Source organism: Kitasatospora sp. NPDC001664, from assembly GCF_053596675.1.
This window is the reverse complement of sequence record NZ_JBSFGS010000001.1, coordinates 410,136-426,998: the sequence shown is the minus strand read 5'-3', so window position 1 is coordinate 426,998 and position 16,863 is coordinate 410,136. Positions and strand designations below refer to the sequence as shown.

Genomic DNA, 16,863 nt, shown 5'->3' with positions numbered 1-16,863 from the left:
GTTACACATGTCGCCGCGGGGAACAGCCCGCAAAGACAGACACCTAGTCCGGGTGGCGGAATGGCAGACGCGCTAGCTTGAGGTGCTAGTGCCCTTTATCGGGCGTGGGGGTTCAAGTCCCCCCTCGGACACCAGCGAAGGCCCCACATCACGTGGGGCCTTCTGCGTTTCCGCCGAGCCTCGGCACGGGGGCGGGACCGGGCGGGATTGGGTGGTGCGGCGGCCCCGGGTGAGAATGAGCCCCATGAACGAGAACACTCCCGCCGCGCCCACCTCGGCCCTGGAGCGGCGCGAACAGCTGCTCCGGGCGATGCGGGCGGACGGCGGCTCCTGGGACTGGGTGCGCGCACGGTCGAGCTACGTGGTCGAGCCCGACCCGCGCACCGTGCGGCGGGACTTGGAGCAGCTGCGCAAGGCGGGTTCGATCCACCGCGACCGGGAGACGGGCACGTACCAGGCCGGCTAGGGGCTGTCTCCTAGGACTCGGCGCTCCCGTGCACGAGGCGGCCGCCCAGCAGGGTGTGGGCGGGGAGGAGTCCGGCCCCGGAGCCGACCGTGAGGTCGGCGGGCCAGGCGGTGAGGTCGGCGAGGCGGCCGGGGGTGAGGCGGCCGCGCAGGTGGGTCTCGCCGGTGAGGCGGGCCGCGGCGGAGGTGTGCAGGGCGATGGCCTCGGTGCGGGTGACGGCCTGCTCGGGGCCGAGCACCCCGTCCACCGTCGTCCGGGTGGTCAGGCCGTGCAGGGAGTGGGCCGCGCCGTAGGAGCCGACGGGGTAGTCCGATCCGGCCGAGACGTCGGCGCCCGCGTCCAGCCAGCCGCGGGCGGGGAAGAGGGCGGCCACCCGTTCCTTGCCCCAGTACTCGGACTGGATGGCGGCGACGTCGTGCAGCAGCGGCTGCTGGATGGTCACCGGGATGCCCAACCGCACGGCGCGCTCCCGCTGTTGACGGTCCGCCAGCCCGCCGTGCTCCATCACCAGCGCACCGTACGGGAGCCCCGGCAGGCGGCGCTGCACCCGCTCGTAGAGGTCGAGCAGCGTTCGGACACCGCGGTCGCCGTAGGCGTGGATGCCGACCCGCCAGCCGCGGCGCACCACCTGCTCCACGGCCGACTCCAGCTCCCGCTGGTCCCAGGCCAGCTGGCCGGTGTACCCGGGGGTCGGGCAGTGCGCCGGACAGTACGGGGCGTCCAGTGCGGCGGCCTCGATCCCGCCGTCCATCCAGAACTTCACGCCCCACACCCGCAGCCAGGGGTCGGCGGCGTACCGCCACTCCTCCATGCCGTCGAGCAGCTCTTCCACCTGCCGCACCGAGGTGAAGCCGAGGGTGCCGAGCAGCACCCGTACCCGGCAGCCGAGTTGGCCGAGGTCACGGAGCTGCCGGAGCGCGGCCAGGTCGGCCGGGGTGGAGTTGGTGTCGCGGACGGTGCCGATGCCGGTGGCGGCGTAGGCGTGGGTGGCCAGGCGCAGGCCGTCGAGCTTGGCCGCCGGCTCGGGCACCGGGAGGTGCGGCCGGATCAGCGCCATGCCGCCGCGCAGGTGGCCGGTGGGCCGGCCGGCCGCGTCGCGCGCGATGGCGCCGCCCACCGGATCGGGGGTGGCGGCGTCGATGCCGCACCGGCGCAGCGCCTCGCCGTTGAGCACCTGGTTGTGGACTCCGCGCAGGACGAGCACCGGGTGCCGGTCGGTCGCCCGGTCGAGCTCGGCGGCGGTCGGGAAGCGGCGCTCGGCGAGGTTGAGCTCCTGCCAGTGCCCGGCGGTGCGGATCCACTCGCCCGGCGGCGTCCGCCCGGCCCGTGCGCGGATCAGGTCGAGGAACTCCGGGACGGAGCGGGCGCCGTCCACCGCCACGTCGCGGGCGCTGTCGGCGGCGGCGATCAGGTGGGTGTGGGTGTCGTCGAAGGCCGGGAGGACGGTGGAGCCGGGCAGGTCGAGCACCGTGGTGTCCGGGCCGGCCAGGTGGTCGAGCCCGTCCGGGGTCGCGGCCACCGCGAACACCCGGTCGCCGCGCACGGCGAGCGCCCGCTGCGGCTGCTGCCCGGGCACGAGGGTGTGGACGCGGCCCGCGCGGAGCAGCAGGTCCACGAACGGCGGGGCGGATGACGGCACGGCTGCCTCCCACGACTCGATCCGATGGTGCGTCAGGCCGGAGCCGTCTCAGGAGGCGGCGGGGCGGATCAGGCGCTCGTCCGGGATGACCGCGACGCCGAGGATCTCGATCAGGGCCTCCGGCTGCCACAGCGCCGTGGTGCCGATGCCGGCCATCGCGGGGTAGACCGGCCCGGCCAGTTCGCGCCAGACCGCGCCGATCTCCCGGCCGTGCGCCTGGTAGTCGGGGATGTCGGTGAGGTAGAGGGTCACGCTCACCAGGTCCTGCGGGATGCCGCCCGCCGCGGCCAGGGTGGCCAGGACGTTGCCGAAGGCCTGCCGGAACTGTTCGACGATGCCGCCCGGGACGATCTTCATGTCCCGGTCGAGGGCGGTCTGGCCGCCCAGGTGGAGCGTGTTGCCGCTGAGCGTCCCGTGCGAGTAGCCGCTGGGCTCGGGCAGGGACGGGGGGTTCACCGGACGGGGCGTCAGATCGATTGCCATGGCGAGCTCCTGCGTGACGGGAACTTGGGCGCCGTCACCGTAGCATCTATTGACAGTCTCGTGACGGTCGCAGAAATAATGAAATACCGGATCGCTCGGCGGTACGAAGGAGGAGCACGGCTCATGCACCTCGCGACAGTGGCCCACCCGGCAGGCACCAGCGCCGCGGTGCTCGACGGCGGCGCCTGGCGGGCGCTGCCCGCCACCGACCTGTCGGCGTTCCTCGCGGCGGGCGGGCCGGACCGGGCCGGTGCGCTGCGGGCAGGGGCGCTGCGGGCAGGGGCGGTGATCGACGGCGCCGTCCCGGTGCTGCCGCTCCCCGCGCCCCGGAAGGTGATCTGCTGCGGCCTCAACTACGCCGACCACATCCGGGAGACCGGGCGCGAACTCCCGTCCCACCCCACGCTGTTCGCCAAGCACGCCGACACCCTCACCGGCCCGGCGGACGAGCTGGTGCTGCCGAAGGGCCTGGAGGTCGACTGGGAGGCGGAGCTCGCCGTGGTGGTGGGCGCGACCCTGCGCCGGGCCGACCGGGCCGCGGCGCTGGCCGGGATCGCCGGCTACACCGTGGCGAACGACGTCTCGGTGCGCGACTGGCAGTACCGGACGCTGCAGTGGTTCCAGGGCAAGGCCTGGGACGCCTCCACCCCCGTGGGCCCGGTGGTGGTGACGCCCGACGAGCTCGACCCGGCGGCGGGCGTGGAGGTGATCTGCCGGGTCAACGGCGAGCAGGTCCAGCGCGACTCCACCCGGACGCTGGTCTTCGACCCGGCCGACCTGCTCGCGTACATCTCCGCCTTCACCGTGCTGCGCCCCGGTGACCTGGTGCTGACCGGCACGCCGGGCGGCATCGGGGCGGCCCGCGAACCGCGCCGCTTCCTCGCCGACGGCGACGTGCTGGAGACCGAGGTCCCCGGCATCGGCACGCTGCGCAACACCGTGCGCTTCACCGACTGATCCTCCGTCACGTCCCGAGACCCCTGAGACCCAGGAGCAAGGAGCTTCGATGGACCCCACACCCGGGGACTACGTCCTCGAGGGCGACAACTCGATGTACGCCACGGAGAGCGGCCTGGTGGTCCCGGTGGTGACCCGGGCCGGCACCGAGCCCGGGGACACCGGCCAGTCCGCCGGTGCCACCCGGATCTCGGGCATCAGCATCCAGCACACCCCGGCCACCAGGCTCTGGTTCGGCAAGGTCAGCAACGATCCCGGCTACCGCTCGGTGCCGCACCACCACGGCGAGGCCGAGACCGGCGGCTACGTGCTGCTGGGCCGGGGCCGGATCTACTTCGGGCGGAAGTTCGAGGACTACGTCGACCTGGCCGAGGGCGACTGGGTCTTCGTCCCGCCGTTCATGCCCCACGTCGAGTGCAACCTCGACCGCGACAACCCGCTGACCTGGATGACCACCCGCACCCCGGAGAACATCGTGGTCAACCTCCCCGAGGTCCCCGACGCGGACCTGCGCGACTGGCTGGAGCGGCCCTGATGACCGACACCACCTCGGAGACCTTCACCGCCGCCGTCACCCTGACCCCGGCGGAGCCCGAGCACTTCGACCTCGCGTTCACCGCCGTCACCCAGCCCTGCCCGTGGCCCAAGGCCTACGGCGGCGACCTGGTCGCCCAGGCCGCCGCGGCCGCCATGCGGTCCGTCGAGGACGGCAAGGCGCTGCACTCGGTGCACTCCTACTTCATGCGCCCCGCCGAGATCGGCAAGGAGGTGCGCTACGAGGTGGAGCGGCTGCGCGACGGCCGCGGCTACGCGACCCGGCAGGTGCGCGGCTACCAGAACGGCAAGCCGCTCTACGTCTGCCTGGCCAACTTCGCCGCCGGCGAGCCCGGTGCGAGCCACCACGCCGAACTCCCGGACCTGCCCGGCCCGCACGAGCTGCCCAGCTCCGCCGAGCACCTCGCGGACCGCAGCGGCGGGACGATGACGGCCGCCTCCAAGGAGTACTGGTCCACCGGGCGCAGCTTCGACATGCGGCACGTCCCGGGCCCGGTCTACCTGGGCGTGGAGGGCGCGCGGGTGCCCCACCAGGCCGTCTGGGTCAGGCCGTTCGACGCGCTGCGGCCGGTCGAGGGGCTGACCGACGCCCAGCGGGACGCGGCGGCGATCGCCTACGTCTGCGACTACACGATCCTGGAGCCGGTGCTCCGGGTGCTGGGCCTGCACTGGGCGCAGGAGGGGCTGGTCACCGCCAGCCTCGACCACGCGATGTGGTTCCACCGCGCCCTGCCGCCGGGAGCGGCGGACGGCTGGCTGCTCTACGCGCAGCAGGCCGAGGCGGCCGGGGCCGGGCGCGGGCTCGGCTCGGGCCGCTTCTTCGCCCCGGACGGCACCCACCTGGCCACCGTGCTCCAGGAGGGGATGATCCGCGCACCGAGGCCGACCGCGACGTCCGAGGCGACCGCGACGACCGGGGCGGCCGGGGCGGCCGACACGGACGGGACCGGCAGAGCCGAGGGGACGGGTCGGCCATGACCGATCCGGCCTCGGCCCACCGGGACACCTTCGCCCGCGACCACCTCCCCCCGGCCGACCGCTGGCCGGTCCTGGAGTTCACCACCGAACTGCTCCAGTACCCCGAACGCCTCAACGCCGCCGTCGAGTTGATCGACCGTCCGACGGCGGAGCACGGCGCGGACCGGCCCGCGCTGCGCACCCCGGACGGCGAGGTCTGGACGTACGGCGAGCTCCGGCTGCGGTCCGACCAGATCGCCCAGGTGCTCACCGAGGACCTCGGCCTGGTGCCGGGGAACCGGGTGCTGCTGCGCTCCCCCAACAACCCCTGGGCGGTCGCCGCCTGGCTGGGCGTGCTGAAGGCGGGCGGCATCGCCGTCTCCACGATGGCCGCCCTGCGGGCCGGCGAGCTGGCGCCGATCGTGGCCAAGACCCGGCCGGTGGTGGCGCTGGTCGACCACCGCTTCCTCGACGAGGTGCTCGCCCTCCGGGAGACCGGGGCGCCGGAGCTGACGGTGGTGGCCCACGGCGGCGGCGCGGACGGGGACCTGAGTGCCCGGGCCGGGCGGAAGCCGGGGCGGTTCGCCGCGGTGGACACTGCGGCGGCGGACGTGGCGCTGTTCGGGCCGACCTCGGGCACCACCGGTGTCCCGAAGATCACCGTGCACTTCCACCGGGACGTTCTGTCGATCGACAACACCTTCGGCAGGCACACGCTGCGGCTGCGCCCGGACGACCTGGTCGCCTGCACCGCGCCGTTCGCCTTCACCTTCGGCCTGGGCATGCTGGTGGTCTTCACGCTCCGGGCCGGCGCCTGCGCCTTCCTCACCGAGACCACCACCCCGGTGCAGCTCGCCGGGCTGGTCGCTGAGCACCGTGTGACGGTGCTGGCCACCGCGCCGACCGCTTACCAACAGATCGTCAAGTCCGGTGCGGTGCAGCGGCTCTCGGGCCTGCGGCGGGCGGTCAGCGCGGGCGAGCACATCCCGCTGGCGCTGTGGGAGCGGCTGCGCGAGGAGCTCGGTCTGGAGGTGATCGACGGGATCGGCGCCACCGAGCTGCTGCACATCTTCATCTCGGCCGAGGGCGCGGACATCCGCCCGGGGGCGACCGGCCGGCCGGTCGCCGGGTACCGAGCGACCGTGCTGGGCCCGGACGGCGCGGAGGCCGCCCCCGGGGTGCCGGGGCGCCTGGGCGTGATCGGCCCGGTGGGCTGCCGCTACCTCGACGACGAGCGGCAGGCCGACTACGTGGTGAACGGGTGGAACGTCACCGGCGACACCTTCGTCCGCGACGAGGACGGCTACTTCTGGTACCAGGCGCGCAGCGACGACATGATCGTCTCCTCCGGCTACAACATCGCCGGCCCCGAGGTCGAGGCCGCCGTCGTCACCCACCCGGACGTGACCGAGACGGCGGTGGTCGCCGCACCGGACGCCGCCCGGGGCTCGGTGGTCTGCGCGTTCGTGGTCCTCCGGGACGGGGTGGTCGGCGACGCGGCGAAGGCCCGCGAGATCCAGGACCACGTCAAGGGGCTGATCGCCCCCTACAAGTACCCGCGCGACGTGCGCTTCGTCGACGCGCTGCCGCGCAACGCCAGCGGCAAGCTCCAGCACTTCAAGCTCCGCCGGATCGTGCGCGGGCAGGCAGCGGAGGACCGGTCATGAGGATCGCCATCGCCGGCGGCGGCCCGGGGGGCCTGTACTTCGCCTCCCTGATGAAGCGGCTGGACCCGGCGCACGAGATCACCGTCTGGGAGCGCAACGCGCCGGACGACACCTTCGGGTTCGGCGTGGTCTTCTCGGACGAGACCCTGAGCGGCATCGACAACGCCGACGAGGTCGTGCACGCCGCGATGGAGGACCGGTTCGCCCGCTGGACCGACGTGGACATCGAGTTCGACGGCCACCGGTTCACCGTCGGCGGCCAGGGCTTCGCCGCGATGAGCCGCCGGGACCTGCTCGGGATCCTGCAGCGGCGGGCGGCCGAGCTCGGCGTCGCCGTCCACTACCGCACCCCGGTGCCCGACGTGGACGGGCTGCGGGCCTCGTACGACCTGGTGGTCGCCGCCGACGGGGTGAACTCCGCGATCCGCACCAAGTACGCCGACGTCTTCCGGCCGGAGCTGGACCGGCGGCGCAACAAGTACATCTGGCTCGGCACCGACCTGGTCTTCGAGGCGTTCCAGTTCTTCGTCAAGCAGACGGAGTGGGGCACCGTGCAGATCCACGGCTACCCGTACTCCGAGGCCGGCTCCACCGTCATCGTCGAGATGCACGAGGAGGTCTGGCGCCGGGCCGGCCTCGACCGGACCGAGGAGCGGGAGCTCCCGCCGGGGGCCTCGGACGAGTACGCGGTCGAGCGGATCCGCGAGCTGTTCGCCGAAGAACTGGGGGGCCGCCGGATCCTGACCAACAACTCGCGGTGGCTGAACTTCACCACGGTCCGCAACGAGCGCTGGTACGACGGCAACGTGGTGCTGCTCGGCGACGCCGCCCACACCGCGCACTTCTCGATCGGCTCGGGCACCAAGCTCGCCATGGAGGACGCCCTCGCCCTGGCCGCCTGCCTGCACGAACAGCCGACGGTGGAGCAGGCCCTGACGGCGTACCAGGCCGAGCGCAAGCCGGTGGTCGAGTCGACCCAGCGGGCCGCGCAGGCCTCGCTGGAGTGGTTCGAGAACATCGGGATGTACGCGGACCAGGCCCCGGCCCAGTTCGCGTTCAACCTGCTGACCCGGTCCCGGCGGATCACCTTCGAGAACCTCAGGGAGCGGGACGCCGGGTTCGCCGCCCTGATGGAGAGCGAGTTCGCCCGCCACGAGCGGGCGGACGGGGCCGCGCCGGCGATGTTCCAGCCGGTGACGATCGGTCAGCTCCGCTTGAAGAACCGCGTGGTGCTCTCCCCGATGGACATGTACTCCTCGGTGGACGGGGTCCCCGGGGACTTCCACCTGGTGCACCTGGGCTCCAAGGCGCTCGGCGGGGCGGGGCTGGTGATGAGCGAGATGGTCTGCGTCTCGCCCGAGGGCCGGATCACCCCGGGCTGCCCGGGCCTGTGGAACGGGGAGCAGCGCGACGCCTGGCGCCGCGTCACGGGCTTCGTCCACGAGCGGACCACCGGCCGGATCGGCCTGCAGCTCGGCCACTCCGGCCGCAAGGGCTCGACCAGGCTGATGTGGGAGGGCATCGACCAGCCGCTCGACGAGGGCAACTGGGAGGTGATCGGCCCGTCCGCCCTGCCCTACGGCCCCGGTTGCCACCTCCCCCGGGAGGCCACTCGCGCGGACCTGGACAAGGTGGTCGCCGACTTCGCCGCGGCCGCCCGGCGCGGGGTGGAGGCCGGCTTCGACCTGATCGAGGTGCACGCCGCCCACGGCTACCTGCTCTCGTCCTTCCTCTCCCCCGTGGCCAACCGGCGCACCGACGAGTACGGCGGCCCGCTGGCGAACCGGCTGCGGTTCCCGCTGGAGGTCTTCGACGCCGTGCGCCGGTCCGCACCGCCAGAGGTCCCGGTGACCGTGCGCATCTCGGCGACCGACTGGGTCCCGGACGGGAACACCGGGGACGACGCCGTGGAGATCGCCCGCGCCTTCATCGAGCACGGCGCCGCCGCGATCGACGTCTCCTCCGGGCAGGTCACCGCGGACGAGCGGCCCGCCTACGGCCGCTCGTACCAGACCCCGTTCGCCGACAGGATCCGCCACGAGGTGGCCGGGCCGGCCGGCGTCAAGGTGATCGCGGTCGGGGCCATCTCCTCCTACGACGACGTCAACTCCATCCTGCTGGCCGGCCGGGCGGACCTGTGCGCGCTGGGCCGCACCCACCTCTACAACCCGCAGTGGACCTTGCAGGCCGCGGCCGAGCAGGAGTACCGGGGCGAAGGCGCCGACTGGCCGGTCCAGTGGGACGCGGGCCGCCGCAGGCCGCCGACCTCGCGGACCGACCGGATCCCGCCACGGCTGGAGCTGCTGCGCGAGGGGTCCGTGGACCGGGTGCACCAGCGGTGGACGCCCGGGACCGGGGCCGGGGCGGGCCGGAGCGGGCCGATGAAATCATGAACGGCGCCGTCGGTGATACTGAACCGGATGAGCGAGACGAAGAGCGCCCCGCCCCCGCCCCCGGCGGCCGCCCGCCGTTCCCGGACCCTGCTCGTGAGCTTCCTCGGCGCGGTGGTCCGTCCGCTGGGCGACTGGATGCCGATCGCGGGCACCGTGGAGCTCCTCACCCAGGCGGGCCTCGACGCCTCCGGCGTCCGGACGGCGGTCTTCCGGCTCAAGAAGCGCGGCTGGCTGGAGTCCGAAGCCCGCTCCGGCCTGCGCGGCTACGCGCTGACCCCCCTCGCGCTGGAGGCGCTCGCCGCCGGTGACGAGGTGATCTGGCACGCGCGGCAGCCCGCCGACCTGGGTGACGGCTGGTGCCTCGTCAACTTCTCGGTGCCGGAGTCCGCGCGCGCGGTGCGCCACAAGCTGACCGCGCACCTGGCCTCGCTCGGCTTCGGCAACATCGGCGCGGCGGTGTGGATCGCGCCGGCCCGGATGCTCCCCGCCGCCCGGCGCGCCATCGCCGAGCTGGACCTCACCGCGCAGTGCGCCGTCTTCGTCGGCGACCAGGTGGGCGGCCAGCAGCTCTCCGCCATGGTCGCCGGCGGCTGGGACCTCGCCGGGATCGACCGGCGCTACCGCGACTTCATCGAGGAGTACGGCGGCCTGCCGACCGGCTCCGCCGCCGACGGGGAGCAGGCCTTCACCACCTACCTCGCGGTGGTCGACCACTGGCGGAAGCTGCCGTTCCGCGACCCCGGCCTGCCGCCCGAGGTGCTGACCGAGGACTGGAGCGGCCCCGCCGCCGTCCGCCTCTTCGAACGGCTGGTCGCGGAGCTGGACGGCCCGGCCCTCGCCCACGCCGCCCGGCACTGGAACGGGTAGCCGGATCAGGAGGTGACGAAGCAGAACTCGTTGCCCTCGGGGTCGGCCATCGTGCGGAAGGACCCCTGGTCGTCGGTGACGGTCTCGCCGGTGGTGGCGGCCCCCAGGGAGACGGCCAGCTCGACCGCGGCGGAGAGGTCGCCGACGGCGATGTCGAGGTGCAGCCGGTTCTTGGCGGTCCGCGGCTCGGGGACGGGCTGGAAGGCCAGCCGCCCGCCGGCGGGGAGGTCGACGTGCGACCAGCCCCGGGCACGGTCCACGGGGGCGGTGCCGAACAGGGCGGCCCAGAAGCGGGAGAGGCCGCGCGGGTCGCGGCAGTCCACCACGACCTGGCTGAGGTGTGCGTCCATGGCAGGAGCCTAGGGCGCGCGGAGTGCGGGACGCGGAGCGGCCCGGGACGCCGAAGTGTCCCGGGCCGGTGTACTGCTGGTGGAGCGTCAGGGCGTCAGGCCTTCTTGTCGGCGGCCTTCTGCTCGTTCTTCTCCTTGATGCGCTTGGTCTCCTTGCGGACGTCGACCAGGGAGGCGCGCTCGTGCTGGAGCCAGAGCGGGTTCTCGGCCTTGATGGCCTCGATCTGCTCGGTGGTGAGGGCGTCCGTGACGCCGCCCCGGGCGAGGCCGGCGATCGAGACGGTGAGCTTGGCGGCGACCACGGGGCGCGGGTGCGGGCCGTTCTGGCGCAGCTCGGTGAGCCAGGCCGGCGGGTTGGTCTGGAGCGCGTTCAGCTCGTCGCGGGTGACGACGCCCTCCTGGAACTCGGCAGGGGTGGCCGGAAGGTACACACCGAGCTTCTTGGCCGCGGTGGCCGGCTTCATCTGCTGGGAGGAATTGAGCGATGTCATGGGGACAAGGGTAAGGGAATCGGGCACACGCCCCGGTCACGGCGGTGGTCGGTGACGGGCGCGGGGGTCGGTAGCCTGGCGGGGTGACTGACTCGCAGGTGGTTCCCTCCCCTTCCTTCCGGCTCGCGTACGTTCCGGGCGTGATCCCGACCAAGTGGGTGCGGGTCTGGGCCGAGCGGCTCCCGCTGGTGCCGCTGACGCTGGTGCAGGTGGACGCGCCGGAGGGGTCGGCGACCCTGCGGGACGGGCTCGCGGACGCCGGGCTGGTGCGCCAGCCGGTGGACCGCTCGGTGCTGAGTGCGATCCCGCTCTACACCGAGACCACCGTGGTGGTGGTCCCCAAGGACCACATGCTGACGGCGCTCGACGAGGTGGAGCTCGGCGAGCTGACCGAAGAGATCGTGCTGCACCCGCTGGACGACACCCTCGGCTGGCAGGAGCTGCCGGGCCGCCCGGCCTTCGAGCGCCCGGCCACCACCGCGGACGCGATCGAGCTGGTGGCGGCCGGGATCGGCGTGCTGCTGGTGCCGCAGTCGCTGGCGCGGCTGCACCACCGCAAGGACCTGACGTTCCGTCCGGTGCCGGAGGCCCCGCAGTCGCAGATCGCGCTGGCCTGGCCCGAGGAGCACACCACCGATCTGGTGGAGGAGTTCATCGGCATCGTCCGGGGCCGGACGGTGAACAGCTCGCGCGGCATGGCGGCGCAGTCCAAGGAGCAGCAGCAGGCCAAGCAGCAGCCGAAGAAGAAGCCGGGCGGGGCCAGGCCGCAGCAGGGCGGCAAGCCCACCGCCAAGGGCGGCAAGGGCGGCCAGCCCGGCCGGGCCGGCGCCAAGAAGGCCGCACCGGCCAAGCGGGCCAAGCCCAAGCGCCGCTCCTGACGCCCCGCGGCCGCCCGGCCGCCCGGCCGAGCAGCCGGGCGGCCGAGCAGTTGCCGCCGCGACGGGGCAGGGACACCCTCCTCCGACGACCCGCGCCCGCACCCGACCCCTGGAGCGGCGTCTCCTCGCCACCGCCCCCTCAGCGGGACCGCCGCGGGCGCAGCCGCCACAGCGGTGGGGCCGAGCGGTCGGGGCGGGCGGTGGACAGCCAGGCGCGCAGGTGGCGGGTGGCGGCCGGGGTGAGGTCGAGCTCCTCGGTGATCCGGCGGGTGGTGACGTACTCCACGCCGAGGGCGGCGGTGCCGTCCTCCCAGGTGGCGAAGGCGGCCGGGTCGAAGGGGAGGGCGGGCGGCACCGCGCCCTCGCCGCGGGCGGCGCGGGCGCGTTCGCGGGCGACCTCGGAGAAGCCGCAGACCTCGGTGCTCGCCTCCTCGGCCTCGGCCAGCGTGGTGCAGCCGTCCAGCGCGCGGGCCAGCGGGTTGAGCTCCAGGGCCCGGCCCAGGGTGAGCCGGTGGACGTCGGCGCTCGCGGCGGTGAGGGTGAGCGGCTGCGGTGCGTCCCGGGTGCCGCAGACGCCGCGCACGCCGCGGGCGGCGGCGACCAGCAGGGCGCCGGCCTCGGAGGGGTGCCAGTCGAAGACCCGGTCGACGGCGCTGGTGTGAACGGCCGTCAGCCGCAGCGCGGGCGGGCCGAGGCGGGGCAGCAGGTCGGGGAGCGGCACCTCGTTGTCGAGGCCGGGGCCGGCCACGTGGACGGTGGTCGGCAGGCCGCTGCGGGCGCAGGCGGCGAGGGCGAGGGCGTCGCCGAGGGGGCTGCGCAGGGTGGGTTCGGTGCCGTCGGCGACCACGTCCCCGCCGACGTCGACCAGGTCGATCCGGTCGGCCCCGCAGTGCGCGGCGGCGTCGCGGAGCTGGCGGGCCAGGCCGACGGCGCCCTCGTACGGGTCCAACAGGCCGAGTTCGGGACGGAGTTCGGCGGCCAGGCGGGGCAGCAGCGATCCGGCGGGCGGGCGCGGCGCGGTGGCGGGGGTGACCAGCCGCAGGGCGCCGCCGCCGGTGGCCAGGCCGGTGAAGTCGGCGGCCCGGCGCGGGCCGGGGAGCGGGTCGACCACCAGACGCTCCCAGGCGTAGGTGAGGACCAGGGCCGGGGCGTCGGGGCCGTGCAGGGCGGCGTGCACCAGGGCGGTGGCGATGGCGTCGCCGCCACCGCCGGCGGCGATCAGGAGTCGGGTCATGGGTACGAGGGTTATCCCGGCGCGGCGGCGGCCGACAAGGTTGTGAAAGCACCGAGGAGGGCGCACCCGGAGCGGGCGGATTCTGAAGGATCGCCCGATGATCAGATCTGACGGACCGTCAATACCGTTACCGGCATGACGGATACCACCATCCCCCTGCCGCTCGTCGCGCTCGGATCGGAGCCGGACCCGGGGCCGGAGCCCGCCGCCGATTCGCCGTACCAGCAGTACGTCTACGCCTACCCGCACCAGAAGTCCTACCGGCTGCTGGAGGAGCGGCCGCTGCTCAGCGAGCTGTGGGCGAAGGAGCGGCTGGACGCGCTCTCGCTCTACGTGCACGTGCCGTTCTGCGAGATGCGCTGCGGCTTCTGCAACCTCTTCACCCGCACCGGGGCGCCGGAGGAGGTGACCGGTGCCTTCCTCTCCACCCTGGAGCGGCAGGCCCGGGTGACCAGGGAGGCGCTGGAGGCCAAGGGCGAGCCGGTGCGGTTCGCGCTGGCGGCGTTCGGCGGCGGGACGCCGACGTACCTGACGGCGGGTGAGCTCAGCCGGCTGGCGGACGTCTGCGAGGACGTGATGGGCGCCGACCTGCGCGCAGTGCCGTGGTCGGTGGAGACCTCCCCGGCCACCGCGACGCCGGACCGGCTGGCGGTGCTGCGGGAGCGCGGCGCGACCAGGCTGAGCATCGGGGTGCAGAGCTTCCTGGACGAGGAGGCGCGGGCGGCGGTGCGGCCGCAGAAGCGGGCCGAGGTGGAGGAGGCGCTGGGCCGGTTGAAGGAGGCGGCCTTCCCGATCCTCAACATCGACCTGATCTACGGGATCGACGGGCAGACCGAGGAGTCCTTCCGGGTCTCGCTGGACGCGGCGCTGGCCTGGGAGCCGGAGGAGGTCTACCTCTACCCGCTGTACGTGCGGCCGTTGACCGGCCTGATGGCCCGGCACGACCGGGACGGGCGGCGCTGGGACGAGCAGCGGCTGCGGCTCTACCGCTTCGGCCGGGACCACCTGCTGGCGGCCGGGTACCGGCAGACCTCGATGCGGGTCTTCCAGCGGATCGGCGCGGCGGCGGTGGAGGGGGCCGGCGAGGCCGGCATCGCCGAGTACAACCAGCAGGCCGGGATGGTCGGACTGGGCGTCGGCGCACGGTCGTTCACCACCGACCTGCACTACACCACGGACTACGCGGTGGCCGTGCCGGAGGTGCGGCGGATCATCGACGAGTACATCGCCACGCCCACCGAGGAGTTCCGCCGGGCGCAGTGGGCGTACCGGATGGACGGCGGGGAGCGGCGCCGGATGCACGTGCTCCAACGCCTGCTGGACGTGGAGGGCCTGTCGGTCGGCGGCTACCGGGAGCTGTTCGGCACCGAGCCGGAGGCGGACTTCGCGGCGGAGTTCGCGCTGCTGGCCGAGCGGGGGTGGGCGTGGCTGGTGGACGGTGCGGTGCTGCGCCTCACCTCCGAGGGGATGGCGCACGCGGACGCGGTCGGGCCGCTGTTCTTCTCGGACCGGGTGCGGGCGACCATGGCGGGCTATCAGGACCGTTGAGGGCCTCCGCCGCCGCGGCCCGGCAGCGCGACCAGCGCCAGGCCGCCGAGCAGCAGGGCCAGCCCGAGGGCGGCGGAGGGGCCGGGGCGTTCGCCGAGCAGCAGGCCGAGCAGGGCGGCGACCAGCGGTTCGGCCAGGCTGAGCGTCGCGGTGGTGGCGGCGCCGACCCGGCCGACGCCCCGGGTGAAGAGCAGGTAGCCGAGGGCGGTGGTGCCGAGCGCGAGCCAGGCGATCAGGGCCGCGGTGCGGGGGGTGGCCAACCCCTCGGGGGCGGCCAGCAGGGCGGGGAGCACCAGCAGGCCCGCACCGAGCACGCTGACCGGCGCGGCGGCGGACGGGTCCCCGCCGTGCCGGGTCAGCGGGCCGGTGGCCGCGATGTAGACGGCGAAGCTCGCACCGGCCGCCACCGCGAGCAGGATGCCGGCGAGGTCGGCCCGGGGCCCGCCGCCCGGGACGAGCAGCAGGGCGATGCCCGCCACGGCGAGGGCGGTGCCGCGCCACCAGGCCGGGGTGAGCCGCTCGGCCCGGAGCGCGCGGGCGCAGAGGCCGGCCGCCACCGGGGTGGTGCCGAAGGCGGCGGCGGTGGCGAGGGCGGCGCCGGTGCGGTCGACGGCTTCCAGGAAGCAGAGCTGGAAGGCGGCGGTCACCAGGACGCTGAGCAGCAGCCAGCGGCGCACACCCGGGAGGGCGAGCGTGCGCAGGGCCTTCGGGCGGACGGTGCACAGGGCCAGCACCAGGCCGCCGAGCAGCATCCGCGCGGCGCCGATCGCGGCCGGGGCGGCGGCGGAGCCGGCCAGCACCTGGGCCGGGCCGACCGTCCCCCAGAGCACGGCGGCCCCCAGGACCTGGGGCACCCCGCCCGCCCGCCGCGCCGTCCGCGCCTCTTCGATGGTGGTCATGGGGACGGACGCTAACGAGACGTCAGCACCCGCCGGAATGGGGCGAGTTGACCAGATCGCGGAGTGCCGGGAGCACGGTGCCCGTACGTTCGCACCAGGCGTCGGCCGGTGCCGCGCGGCGGGGAGCGCCGCGCGGCACCGGGCCGGGCGGCGGAGGTCAGCGGGTGACCTGCCAGGTGAGGGTGTCGGTGAGCAGGAGCTTGAGGTCGGGGTCGAGCACCGCCGGGGTGGGGTCGGTGGCGCGGGCGGTGAGCTCGCGGGTCTGCCCCTTGCCGAGGTGCAGGTCGGCGGTGCGGACGGTGGTGCGGTCGCGCAGCCCGACGAGCTCGCGCCCGTCCAGGTACCAGCGCAACCGCGTTCCGGGGGTGGGGAGTTCGACGGTGACCACGGCCGAGGCGCCCAGCGGAGCGGCGGTGGGGGTGTCGCTGGCCAGGGTGGTGGCGTAGCGGTGGAAGCCGGCGATCATCGCCTCCCGGCCCGGGAGGTTGAACTCGCGGCCGAGCGATCGCATGATCGAGTTGTCGGTGGGCCGGTACAGGCCCGTGGGGTAGTACCCGCCGCCCTGGTAGGCGCCGACGGTGCCGCCGTCGGGCGAGGTCTGGCCGAGCCAGCGGTACCACTTGGTCTTGGTGCGCTTCATCTGGGCGAGGGTCTGCTTGCTGAGGTTGCTCTCGGCCGGCTCCTTGCCGGTGTAGCCGCCCTGGCCGTCGTACCAGTACTCGTCGGCGAGCTTGCCGAGCGAGTGCCCGGTCTCGTGCACGGCCACCTGGCCGGACTTGGCGTTGCCGCCGGCCACGGTGGCGATACCGGAGTAGCCGAGCTCCGAGGAGACGTCGTTGTAGCCGGCGCCGCCGTACTTGGCGCTGTTGGCGACCACGATGACCAGGTCGGCGGCGGGGGCCTTGGCCGCGTAGCGCTCGACCGCGTCGGTGTCGACGCACAGCAGCCGCTCGACGTCGCCGCACCAGAAGTAGGAGCCGAGGGCGGTCCTGCGGGTGGTGGCGCGGTCCGGGTCGCCGGTGACGCCGGACTCGGGCGAGACGGCGTCCACCGCCCAGACGTTGAAGAGCGACCGGTAGCTCGCGTAGGGCTCGACCGCGGTGATCTCCTGCCACTTGGTGGCCGCGTCGCTGTGGAACTTGGCCTGCTCGGCGGCGGTGTAGCCGTCGCCGATCACCACCACGTCGAGCTTGGCGGCGGTGGAGCCGTTGTGGACGACGGCCGAGACGTCGCCGTCGCCCTGGACGGGGGCGGCGAGGCGCTGCGGGGCGGCCTTGGCGTTGGTGACGGGGACCTCGGCGCGGCCTATGGTGCCGTCCTCGGCGAAGGTCTCCACCTGGTGGCGGGCGGTCGGGGCCGGCGCCGGGGCCGCCGTGGCGGGCGAGGCGAGGGCGAGGCCGGCCAGCAGGGCGGTGGCCAGCGCGGACGGGACGATCCTGGACGAGGGCACGAACGGACCTCCGATGGGAGTAAGTTGAG

At 74.3% G+C, this 16,863-nt stretch carries 16 protein-coding genes and 1 tRNA gene; 10 read left to right on the top strand and 7 right to left on the bottom strand.

The window, feature by feature from the left end; all coding sequences use genetic code 11:
• Positions 1-46 precede the first annotated feature (46 nt).
• Both ACWCYY_RS01935 and ACWCYY_RS01930 read left to right on the top strand, forming a co-directional pair.
• Positions 47-134: transfer RNA gene (locus ACWCYY_RS01935), tRNA-Leu, on the top strand.
• 110 nt (positions 135-244) lie between these two features.
• Entirely contained in the window at positions 245-466 is a 222-nt protein-coding gene (locus ACWCYY_RS01930) for a hypothetical protein (protein ID WP_380150376.1), read from the top strand.
• A gap of 10 nt (positions 467-476) precedes the next feature.
• Here ACWCYY_RS01930 and ACWCYY_RS01925 read toward each other — a convergent pair whose 3' ends face one another.
• Both ACWCYY_RS01925 and ACWCYY_RS01920 read right to left on the bottom strand, forming a co-directional pair.
• Complete coding sequence (locus ACWCYY_RS01925; protein ID WP_449794800.1) at positions 477-2,105, bottom strand: amidohydrolase; 1,629 nt, start codon at positions 2,103-2,105, stop codon at positions 477-479.
• Positions 2,106-2,153: 48 nt separating this feature from the next.
• Positions 2,154-2,588, bottom strand: coding sequence for a RidA family protein (locus ACWCYY_RS01920; protein WP_449794799.1), 435 nt, complete (start codon positions 2,586-2,588; stop codon positions 2,154-2,156).
• Between the two features lie 123 nt (positions 2,589-2,711).
• Here ACWCYY_RS01920 and ACWCYY_RS01915 point away from each other — a divergent pair, with 123 nt between their 5' ends.
• Genes ACWCYY_RS01915 through ACWCYY_RS01890 form a run of 6 tightly spaced genes read left to right on the top strand, consistent with a single transcriptional unit; the run spans position 2,712 to position 9,984 of the window.
• Positions 2,712-3,545, top strand: a complete 834-nt coding sequence (locus tag ACWCYY_RS01915; RefSeq protein WP_345288669.1) for a fumarylacetoacetate hydrolase family protein — start codon at positions 2,712-2,714, stop codon at positions 3,543-3,545.
• A gap of 49 nt (positions 3,546-3,594) precedes the next feature.
• A complete protein-coding gene (locus ACWCYY_RS01910) occupies positions 3,595-4,080 on the top strand; it encodes a cupin domain-containing protein (RefSeq protein ID WP_345288671.1) in 486 nt (161 codons plus the stop codon).
• On the top strand, positions 4,080-5,078 hold the full coding sequence (locus tag ACWCYY_RS01905; protein WP_449794798.1) for an acyl-CoA thioesterase: 999 nt from the start codon (positions 4,080-4,082) through the stop codon (positions 5,076-5,078). Before ACWCYY_RS01910 ends, ACWCYY_RS01905 begins: the two co-directional genes overlap by 1 nt.
• Positions 5,075-6,724 (top strand): AMP-binding protein, encoded by a 1,650-nt coding sequence (locus ACWCYY_RS01900; protein WP_449794797.1) that lies wholly within the window; start codon positions 5,075-5,077, stop codon positions 6,722-6,724. The genes ACWCYY_RS01905 and ACWCYY_RS01900 overlap by 4 nt, the downstream gene beginning before the upstream one ends.
• Positions 6,721-9,117 (top strand): bifunctional salicylyl-CoA 5-hydroxylase/oxidoreductase, encoded by a 2,397-nt coding sequence (locus tag ACWCYY_RS01895; RefSeq protein WP_449794796.1) that lies wholly within the window; start codon positions 6,721-6,723, stop codon positions 9,115-9,117. Before ACWCYY_RS01900 ends, ACWCYY_RS01895 begins: the two co-directional genes overlap by 4 nt.
• Positions 9,118-9,144: 27 nt before the next feature.
• Positions 9,145-9,984, top strand: a complete 840-nt coding sequence (locus ACWCYY_RS01890; RefSeq protein ID WP_345288675.1) for a PaaX family transcriptional regulator — start codon at positions 9,145-9,147, stop codon at positions 9,982-9,984.
• Positions 9,985-9,989: 5 nt separating this feature from the next.
• Here ACWCYY_RS01890 and ACWCYY_RS01885 read toward each other — a convergent pair whose 3' ends face one another.
• Entirely contained in the window at positions 9,990-10,334 is a 345-nt protein-coding gene (locus tag ACWCYY_RS01885) for a VOC family protein (RefSeq protein WP_345288677.1), read from the bottom strand.
• Positions 10,335-10,429: 95 nt separating this feature from the next.
• On the bottom strand, positions 10,430-10,825 hold the full coding sequence (locus ACWCYY_RS01880; RefSeq protein ID WP_345288678.1) for a DUF5997 family protein: 396 nt from the start codon (positions 10,823-10,825) through the stop codon (positions 10,430-10,432).
• A gap of 83 nt (positions 10,826-10,908) precedes the next feature.
• On the opposite strand from ACWCYY_RS01880, the gene ACWCYY_RS01875 reads away from it, so the two are divergent.
• Positions 10,909-11,703: a LysR family substrate-binding domain-containing protein gene (locus ACWCYY_RS01875; protein ID WP_345288679.1), complete on the top strand. Its 795-nt coding sequence runs from the start codon at positions 10,909-10,911 to the stop codon at positions 11,701-11,703.
• Between the two features lie 139 nt (positions 11,704-11,842).
• Here ACWCYY_RS01875 and ACWCYY_RS01870 read toward each other — a convergent pair whose 3' ends face one another.
• On the bottom strand, positions 11,843-12,937 hold the full coding sequence (locus tag ACWCYY_RS01870; protein ID WP_345288680.1) for a DUF1152 domain-containing protein: 1,095 nt from the start codon (positions 12,935-12,937) through the stop codon (positions 11,843-11,845).
• 135 nt (positions 12,938-13,072) lie between these two features.
• Between ACWCYY_RS01870 and ACWCYY_RS01865 the strand changes: the two genes are divergently transcribed.
• Positions 13,073-14,485, top strand: coding sequence for an STM4012 family radical SAM protein (locus tag ACWCYY_RS01865; RefSeq protein WP_449794795.1), 1,413 nt, complete (start codon positions 13,073-13,075; stop codon positions 14,483-14,485).
• Here ACWCYY_RS01865 and ACWCYY_RS01860 read toward each other — a convergent pair.
• Positions 14,473-15,384 carry a DMT family transporter gene (locus ACWCYY_RS01860; protein ID WP_449794794.1) on the bottom strand — a complete coding sequence of 304 codons (912 nt, stop codon included), beginning with the start codon at positions 15,382-15,384 and terminating at the stop codon, positions 14,473-14,475. The two genes, ACWCYY_RS01865 and ACWCYY_RS01860, sit on opposite strands and share 13 nt — an antisense overlap.
• A gap of 157 nt (positions 15,385-15,541) precedes the next feature.
• A complete protein-coding gene (locus ACWCYY_RS01855; RefSeq protein ID WP_449794793.1) occupies positions 15,542-16,834 on the bottom strand; it encodes a M64 family metallopeptidase in 1,293 nt (430 codons plus the stop codon).
• Positions 16,835-16,863: the final 29 nt, after the last annotated feature.

Excerpts from the sequence above, each read along its gene's own strand:
- ACWCYY_RS01930 (WP_380150376.1), top strand. The coding sequence starts at position 245 with ATGAACGAGAACACTCCCGCCGCGCCCACCTCGGCCCTGGAGCGGCGC.
- ACWCYY_RS01920 (WP_449794799.1), bottom strand. The coding sequence starts at position 2,588 with ATGGCAATCGATCTGACGCCCCGTCCGGTGAACCCCCCGTCCCTGCCC.
- ACWCYY_RS01915 (WP_345288669.1), top strand. The coding sequence starts at position 2,712 with ATGCACCTCGCGACAGTGGCCCACCCGGCAGGCACCAGCGCCGCGGTG.
- ACWCYY_RS01910 (WP_345288671.1), top strand. The coding sequence starts at position 3,595 with ATGGACCCCACACCCGGGGACTACGTCCTCGAGGGCGACAACTCGATG.
- ACWCYY_RS01905 (WP_449794798.1), top strand. The coding sequence starts at position 4,080 with ATGACCGACACCACCTCGGAGACCTTCACCGCCGCCGTCACCCTGACC.
- ACWCYY_RS01900 (WP_449794797.1), top strand. The coding sequence starts at position 5,075 with ATGACCGATCCGGCCTCGGCCCACCGGGACACCTTCGCCCGCGACCAC.
- ACWCYY_RS01895 (WP_449794796.1), top strand. The coding sequence starts at position 6,721 with ATGAGGATCGCCATCGCCGGCGGCGGCCCGGGGGGCCTGTACTTCGCC.
- ACWCYY_RS01890 (WP_345288675.1), top strand. The coding sequence starts at position 9,145 with ATGAGCGAGACGAAGAGCGCCCCGCCCCCGCCCCCGGCGGCCGCCCGC.
- ACWCYY_RS01885 (WP_345288677.1), bottom strand. The coding sequence starts at position 10,334 with ATGGACGCACACCTCAGCCAGGTCGTGGTGGACTGCCGCGACCCGCGC.
- ACWCYY_RS01880 (WP_345288678.1), bottom strand. The coding sequence starts at position 10,825 with ATGACATCGCTCAATTCCTCCCAGCAGATGAAGCCGGCCACCGCGGCC.
- ACWCYY_RS01870 (WP_345288680.1), bottom strand. The coding sequence starts at position 12,937 with ATGACCCGACTCCTGATCGCCGCCGGCGGTGGCGGCGACGCCATCGCC.
- ACWCYY_RS01865 (WP_449794795.1), top strand. The coding sequence starts at position 13,073 with ATGACGGATACCACCATCCCCCTGCCGCTCGTCGCGCTCGGATCGGAG.
- ACWCYY_RS01860 (WP_449794794.1), bottom strand. The coding sequence starts at position 15,384 with ATGACCACCATCGAAGAGGCGCGGACGGCGCGGCGGGCGGGCGGGGTG.